Origin of the sequence: Bartonella sp. AP3QHHD (assembly GCF_042195765.1) — a bacterium.
Taxonomy (GTDB): Bacteria; Pseudomonadota; Alphaproteobacteria; order Rhizobiales; family Rhizobiaceae; genus Bartonella.
In genome coordinates this window covers 1-8,252 of sequence record NZ_JBHIPC010000067.1, presented here as the reverse complement: position 1 = coordinate 8,252, position 8,252 = coordinate 1, and the positions used below count along the sequence as shown (strand labels likewise).

At 45.9% G+C, this 8,252-nt stretch carries 3 protein-coding genes; all 3 read left to right on the top strand.

Features of this window, described 5'->3' with window-relative positions:
* Positions 1 to 249 precede the first annotated feature (249 nt).
* Positions 250 to 429, top strand: a complete 180-nt coding sequence (locus tag ACFIL7_RS04195) for a hypothetical protein (RefSeq protein ID WP_375683388.1) — start codon at positions 250 to 252, stop codon at positions 427 to 429.
* Positions 422 to 2,182, top strand: a complete 1,761-nt coding sequence (locus ACFIL7_RS04190; RefSeq protein ID WP_375683387.1) for a ShlB/FhaC/HecB family hemolysin secretion/activation protein — start codon at positions 422 to 424, stop codon at positions 2,180 to 2,182. The genes ACFIL7_RS04195 and ACFIL7_RS04190 overlap by 8 nt, the downstream gene beginning before the upstream one ends.
* A 90-nt stretch (positions 2,183 to 2,272) precedes the next feature.
* Positions 2,273 to 8,252 (top strand): filamentous hemagglutinin N-terminal domain-containing protein (locus ACFIL7_RS04185; protein ID WP_375683386.1); only part of this gene is annotated, 5,980 nt, incomplete at its 3' end.

Here is an 8,252-nt window from a genome sequence, read left to right as displayed (position 1 = left end):
TTTTTTTCTTATTTTAGTAAATAAGCGATTGTCATGCTATTTTTCTTATCAAGCGATAATAATGGAGTGTTTCTTGTTGTCTCTAATATGTAACAGTTCCAATAAATTTGGTCTATTCTATGAATAACAGTCTTTACTTGAAGCTCAAAATTATATTACATGCAACACCTTAAAATTAAGAAGCATATAGAGTGTATGATTGTCATTTAACAGTGTCATTGTAAAATCTTCAAAAGCGGGGGAAATGATATGGTTTGCACAACACATAAAGCAGGTGTATACAGTACAGTCTATGCTTTTCTCTCAGATGTTATAAGTATTATTCTCATCAAAAAATTAAAAAATTGTTACGCGGTTGGCGATTTTTTCTGTGACGCTGACGATATGGTTCATTTTGTTGCTCATTTTGAGGGCACAATGAATGCATAGATTTTTTTTCACTTTTGTTTTTGCGGCTATTTTGTGCCTTTTCTCGTTGCCGAGTTTTGCCCAAAACATTCGTGAGAAAGCGATTAATCAATCAGAGAGCATCCAACGACAACAAACACAACAACAGCGTTTTCAACGATTGCACCGTAGAAACGAAACACATGGGATATTTTTGCCAGACGATGATACCACATCTGCCTATGGTGCTTCATCTGGTACAACCTGTTTGCTGATCAAAAGCATTGAATTTGTTGGTGCTCAGTTGATTTCTCACACCGACCTTCATGAAGCCATTTCTCTTTGGGAAGGACGGTGTTTGGGGATTGCCGAAATCAATAAAGTGCTCAAAGCGGTGACCAAGCTTTATATGAAGCGCGGCTATATTGCGGTGCGGGCTTATTTGCCTGAGCAAGATTTAAGCGGCGGTCATCTCAAGATTGTTGTAGTTGAGGGTGTGATGGAAGATATCACTCTGGATGGGCATAAAGTTGAGAGGAGACTTCAAGGAGAAATCACCACGGCTTTTCCAAATCTTATTGGGAAGCCGACCAATCTGCGCCAGATAGAGCAAGGGCTTGATCAAATCAATCGGCTTTTCTCACGCCAAGCCACCATTAATCTTGGTGCGGGTAGCAATTCGGGTGGTTCGATACTCGATGTTCATATTGAAAAACAGAAACCTTGGCTTATTACGCTTTCCAGCGATAATCTTGGTGCTAAAGCAACAGGAATTTATCAAACGCGCTTGAGCCTTTCTTTTGATGATCTGTTGGGGATCAATGATCAATGGTCGTTTAGCTATCAGCGCTCTATGGATGGTAGTCCGTATCATTTTTCTCACAAGCGCCCCAATAGTGATACTCTAACGGGATCATTTTCTCTACCCTATGGCACTTGGACAACAGGTTTTGATGGGACGTGGAGCCAATATCATTCGAGTGTTAAGGGAATATTTTCCGATATTATGACTGCGGGCAAGTCTTTATCGCTGACACCGTGGATTTCACGGGTTATCGACCGTGATCAAGAGGGAAAGACCTGGGTTACAGGACGGTTGACATGGAAATATTCTGATAATTTTATTATGGGCAGTCGAGTTGATGTTTCAAGCCGTAAACTAGCTATTGCAACCTTTGAGCTTGATCATTCGCGCAAGTGGCTTGGAGGAGAATTAAGCGCGCATATAGGGTTTCATAAAGGGTTGGCAATTCTTGGCGCTTATGATGATAAAGAGCAAGAGAATGCAACAAAAAATTCACCCAAAGGGCAATTTTCCAAATTGTCTTTTTCCCTAGGCTACGTGCGTTCTTTTTCGCTCAAACAGTATAACTTTCGCTATAACACGCTGTTTTCAGGACAATTATCACCCGACACGTTGTTTAGTTCAGAGCAAATATCGCTTGGTGGTAGTTCCTCTGTGCGCGGGGTGCGTGAGGCGATTTATTACGGCAATAATGGGGCGTTTTGGCGCAATGAATTGTCGCTGTTGTTGCCAGGTTTTTCTTCGAGAATGGGGCGTAAATTTATGAGCCAATTTGCCCCTTATATGGCGCTTGATCTGGGGGCCGTGGCCAATGATGTAAACAAAAACAGTTTTGGCGGGAGCCTCGTTGGGGCAACTCTTGGTTTCCATGCAACCGGAGACATTACGGATATTGATGTGTCTTATTCGAATATTTTAACCCAATCGACAGTGCGAGAAAAGGGAAATGCGACAGGGTTATTTCAAGTGCGGGCATTATTGAGATTTTAGAGCAAAGGGGTGGTAAAAATATCGCTGCGCTGTTTATACCCATATGGGTTGTTTTTTTAAAGAGATAAAGAATTTTATGAGGAGCTGAAGATGCGGGGATTGAAAAATCAAAAGCATAGATTGGGATATGGATACAAGCTATGGCAGCGCGTTCTTTGTGTTTTGCAGCGAGGGATCCATAAGGGGCTTTCACTGGTTTTAAGCTTTTGCTTAGCTTTTCAGCCTTTGTTGTTGCAAGCACAGGCGCTTGGAGCGCGAAGTCCTGTTGCACAAGAGAGCCAAGGGATAAAAGCAGCTGATGGGGTTGGCTCTGTTTTCCGCCCCACGGTGGGGAAAGCCGGCAATGATGTGCCGCTGATTGATATTGTGCGCCCCAATGGACAGGGTCTTTCTCATAACAAATATGACAGTTTCAATGTTGATACCCATGGCGTGATTTTGAACAATTCGACTGAGGAGGTTTCGCGTTCACAGCTTGGGGGATTGGTGCCAGGCAACGGCAATTTGCGTTATAGCGGTGCAGCAAAGGTTATCCTTAATGAAGTGGTGAGTGCCAATCGCTCGCGTCTTGAAGGCGTGAGCGAAGTACATGGGCATATGGCGGATGTTATTATCGCCAACCCCAATGGGATTACCTGTAACGGTTGTGGCTTTATTAATACACCACGGGTGACTTTATCGACTGGACAACCGATTATTGGAGCCGATGGCGCTTTGACTGGGTTGCGTGTTGAGGGTGGAGATATCACCATAGGTTTTCGTGGGGCTGATGGGAGTTCATTAGATATTTTTGATCTTGTTTCGCGCAAGATCAGTGTCGGGGGTCCCATACAGGTCAAAGGAGATTTGGCTGTTATCGCGGGGCGCAATCATTTTGATTATGACAAACGCGAAGCAACTTCTCTTGGTTCTGATGGCAAAGAGCCGGAATTGGCGATTGATTCCAGTGAGTTTGGTGGAATGTATGCGGGGCAGATCCGCGTGATTGCCAATGATAAAGGTGCGGGCGTTAAGATGCGCGGAGACATGGTTGCCAATGCAGGCGCCATGAGATTGACAAGTGATGGCAAGCTGGTGATTTCTAAAGCACGCGCCAAAGGAGCAGTAAAAGCGCGTTCTCACCACGACAGTGTGCATGTGAAAGATCTGCTTTTTTCAGAAGAAGCAGTTGAACTGAAGGCTTTGAAACATGTTGAACTGGCTGAGCAAGCTCGCGTTGCGGCAAGCGGTGCTGTTGATGTGCACGCCGATCTGATCAAGCTCCAGTCTCATGCTCTTCTAGCAAGCGGTATTGGGAGTGATGGTCAACAGTCAGCGACGGGTTCTTTGCATTTACAGGCAGCAAAGCTTGAGGCGGGGAATGGGCGGATAGCCGCCGGTGATCTTTTAGAGATCCAAGCAGCAACAATTGATCTGAGCCGCATGCAAGACAATGATCAAACAGGGGTTTCTTCCCTTGGCGATCTGACCATTAAAACCAATCAAATCAGCGCTTTAAACAATCATATTGGTGCCAAGGGGAATATTGTCTTGAGCGCCGATGATGGGCTCACTGTAGGCGCTGGACATTATAGCGCCGGCGGCTCTCTTTTGGTGGAAGCAGCAGAGCTTACATCACGCGCGCGCTTAGTGGCAGAGCAAAAAGTTGACCTTTATGCGCATCACGGTGCCCTGATCCAAGAAGGCACTGTCTGGTCCAATGGGAAGATAACGCTGGATGCCCATGGTGCCCTCAATCACACGGGTGATATTATCAGTATGCAGCAGGTTGCCTTGACAGCGGGGGGCATGTTCACAACCTCTCAAGAGAGCACGATTTTAAGTTATGATGTGGTTTTAAGTGCTGATGCTTTAACCCAAGCAGGGACTGTGGAAGCCCAAGAAGGAGCATTAACCCTTCAAGTGCGTGATGGGGTCGCAAATAGCGGCACAATGCGCGGTGAGAGTGTCGATGCTCATATTGGTGCATTTACCAATCAAGGGACGTTTATTGCAACCGATGATTTGCATTTGATGGTAAGCACACAAGAAGGCGCCGATCCGCAACAAGCCTTTCTGAAGAATACATCCGAAGGTGTCCTTCAAAGTGGTGGCGTTTTTGTTGTGACCGCAGGGCAATTAGACAATGCCGGTGTGCTTGGCTCTAGTGGTGAGAATGTTGCCCTCAATGTGGCAGGGAATGTCAGCAATAGTGGGCTGATTTACGCCAAAAAATCTATGGACGTATTCAGTGATGGTGATTTAACCAACACACAGGGCAGAATGATTGCAGAAGAGGCTCTCAGCATTGGTGGGCTGAAAGAGACACGTGCTGGTCATATAAATAATGAGGCTGGTCTTCTCAGTGCTTTAGCCGGTGAGATGAAGATTGTTGCAACGTCTTTTGTCAATAAAAGCGCTGAAACGACAAATTCAGAGCAACAAAACGCTACACATGATGAAGGTGCGCATGTTTTAGCGCGGGATGGTTTGCGCATTGATGTGGGCAGTTTTGAGAATGTTGATGGTCTCATTTCTACGCAAGGGGCAGTCAATATTGTTGCTGATAGTGTGATCCAAGCAGGGCACATAGAGATTGAGCGTGGTGACCTTCAACTGACCAGCCACGGTGATTTAAGCAATAGTGGCACAATAGAAAGCAATGATACCATTGCTTTGCATGCGCAAACAAATCTCAGCCAAACGGGGCGCATTGTCTCTAAAAAGCGGATAGAGCTTTCCAGTGATGGCATATTGACAATGGGCGAGACAAGTGAGGTTGGCGCCTATGATGTAACGCTGAAGGCAGGCACACTCACCCAAACTGGGCTTGTGGAAGCGCAAGGCGGGGTACTGACTCTCAACAGTCATGATGTTTTAAGCAATTCCGGTATTATGGTGGGCAGTGTTGTTGATGCGAAGCTTGGGTCTTTAGCCAATTCCGGTCAGCTTTTAGCCAGTGACAGTTTTACGCTTGTGGCAAAAAGTCATGATCCGTCATTGGGGCAAGTTGCTCTGGTTTTAAATGGTGAAGACGGTGTTCTCAAAAGTGGTGGTGCTTTTGTCTTAACCGCAGATGTTTTGGACAATGCCGGCAGTATTGGTTCAAGTGGTGATGGGGTTGCGCTCAATGTGAGCGCTGATCTGAGTAATAGTGGGCTGATTTATGCCAAGAAATCTGCCATTTTCTCCTTAGATGGGGATTTTATTAATAAGTTTGCCGATGTCATTGCTGAAGACAATCTCATCATCCGTGGTTTAAGTGGAGAGCGGGCTGGTCATGTGATCAACAGCTCGGGTCTTTTAGAAGCCGTGTCAGGCGATATGACCTTCGATGTCTCAGCGCTTACCAACATGCGTGAAGGTGGAGTTGAAGTTAGCGATAAAGTGGTTTCTCACAGTTACGTGCGAGGAGAATGGGAAAATATCCCAAATGTTGATAAACACACAAGGATCAAGAAAAATATCGACACTACGATTATTCGTCAGCAGCCTCATTTTACCAATAATGCGGCACAGATTTTGGTAGGGCGTCATCTCACGGTCCATGCCGGTGATATCCGCAATAGCTATAGTTTGATTGCTGCTAATGGCAACATTGAGATGCAGGGTGATACGCTGCTCAATGAGGGGCGTGATTTAATTGAAACAACCAAGATTGTAACTGAAACACGCTACAGATATAAGCAATGTAGTGCCACAAATCCAGCATGTATAGGGCAAGGTGCAGAAGAATGGGATGGTCCTACTTTTACCCAAACACTCAAACGCACTTATGATGCTGTTTATGGCACGATTGAAGCTGGTGGCACGCTTGATGCCAAGTTGACAGGCTATATTGACAATCATGCGGTGCGTGAGGGGGTTGAGCAAGTTGGCTTAAGCTCTGGCGATAAAGGGTTGGCTGGTGTTAAAAACACCGATTTTGACGGTTCCAAACCACTGATTAGTGATGATCGATTAGATGGGATTATCAATGGTTTGAAAGGGCACAAAGGGCTTTTTGCACCAAGCACAAAAACACCCGCACCAGAATCCATACAAGTGCCAACGCAAGATGGGCTTAACTCTGTCAAGACAGAATTGGCTCAGACCCAAACACCGGATGTGCCATTTTTAGTCGAGACGCGTCCAGATTTTATCAACCCAAGTAAATTTTTAGGATCGGACTATTACTTAAAAAAGATTGGCAATTATAAGCCTGAGCACGTGTTTAAAAGATTGGGGGATGCTTATTTTGAATATCGTCTGGTGGGTGAGCAAATCTTTGAGCTGACAGGCAATCGCACTCTTCTTGATGTTGAAGATCCCAATGCTCAAATGCAAAGGCTCTATGACAATGCTGTGGAGCAGCAAGGTCCTTTAGGGTTAGTGCTAGGCAAGCCCTTAACGCCTCAGCAGATTGCTGGGATCAAAAAGGATATGATCTGGCTTGAAACTCACCTTGTCGACGGACAAGAGGTCTTAGTGCCCCACGTTTATTTGGCGCCAAACACTTCTTTAGCACAAGATGTTTATGGGGCAAAAACGCAGCAAGGAAACCTTGCCAGTGCACGTTTGAAAGGCAATGGCGTCACTATAGAGACGGACCGTCTTACCAATAGTGGCACCATATCAAGTAATGGTGCATTGCATGTTTCGACTACGCAAACTTTGTTCAATAATGGTGGTTTTTTGCTTGGCAGCGGTGCTGTAGATCTCAGCAGTGGCGATCTTTTAGCCAACTCTTCAGGGGTTATTCTGGGGGATATCATCACCCTCAATGCGAAGACAATCATTGATGGTACTGCAAAAATCCGTGACACGAATGAATATGGTTTTGTTGATCGGAGCGGGCAGCAGGCTCAAATCATTTCTATACAGGATTTAAACATTCACTCCCTTGGCGATTTAAGCATGACTGGTGGCCAATGGAGCAGTGGCGGTCCGATGACGGTGATTGTCGATGGTTCTGCTACGTTTGGTTCATTAGTGCTAGAGAGTGACCATAAGGAGACATTGGAAAAAGGGCATTATAACGCCCAAAGCAGTGAGCACCGTTTGACAGAAGTCAACAGTGATGGAGATTTGACCATTGTCACAGGTGGTGAACTTAACCTTGGGGGAAAGTTTAAAGCCAAGGGCAATGGGGATTTCACCAGTGGTGGCGCTCTCAACGCGATTTCAGAGCAAGATTTTAACAGTTTTGATTTGGATCTGAGGGGCAAAGAAGGCGACAAATCGAAGCAAAAGAATAAGTTTCGTCAACAATCAACAGAAGTTACTACAAACAAAACCACGATAGAAACAGAGGGCAACCTCTCCATGCATGCGCAAAATGGGGATCTCACGCTTGATGCGGCAGGGCTATCAAGTGGTGGTCAGACGCATTTGGCATCAGATACGGGGAAGATCAAGTTTCTGACCAACAAGGATCAAGATTTTAAGGACGTTTATCAGCGTAATGAAAACCTTGTGTGGTGGAGTGAGAGCGATAAAGGTTACCTTAAGGAGACCATCGAACATGTCACCATAGATGCTAAGGGTGGCATAAAGCTTGATGCGGGTGATGGCTTCGTTGTTGAGTATCAGGCAACCGGTGATTTAGACAAATCCCTTGAGCAATTGTCTCGCTCTCCAGGCATGGCATGGATCAAGCAACTGCGTGATGATCCAGAATTATCCAAGCAAGTGGATTGGCAAGCAGTTAAGGCTGAATTTAAAGACTGGGATTATAAAGCCCAAGGGCTGACAGAAGCCGGTGCGGCTCTCGTGGCATTGGCTGTCACGGCGGTTACGGGTGGAGCAGCCTCTGGCGCTGCCAGTGCCATTACCGGTGCTTTGGGGCTTGGCTCGAGTACGGCCATGAATGCGGCGATACAGGCTGGTGTCCAAGCGCTGATTAACAAAAGCGCTGTGGCTCTTGTCAATAATCGCGGCAACATTGCCGGCGCCTTGCATGAGCTTGGCTCTTCAAAGAATGTTCTCAGCATTGTCTCATCGATGTTAACGGCGGGCTTAACCAGCCAACTAACGGAAATGGCAGGTGTTGGACAATCTTTGCCAAAAACCGCTCCTTTTGTCGATCGTATCGCCAGTGAAGCGGAAAAGA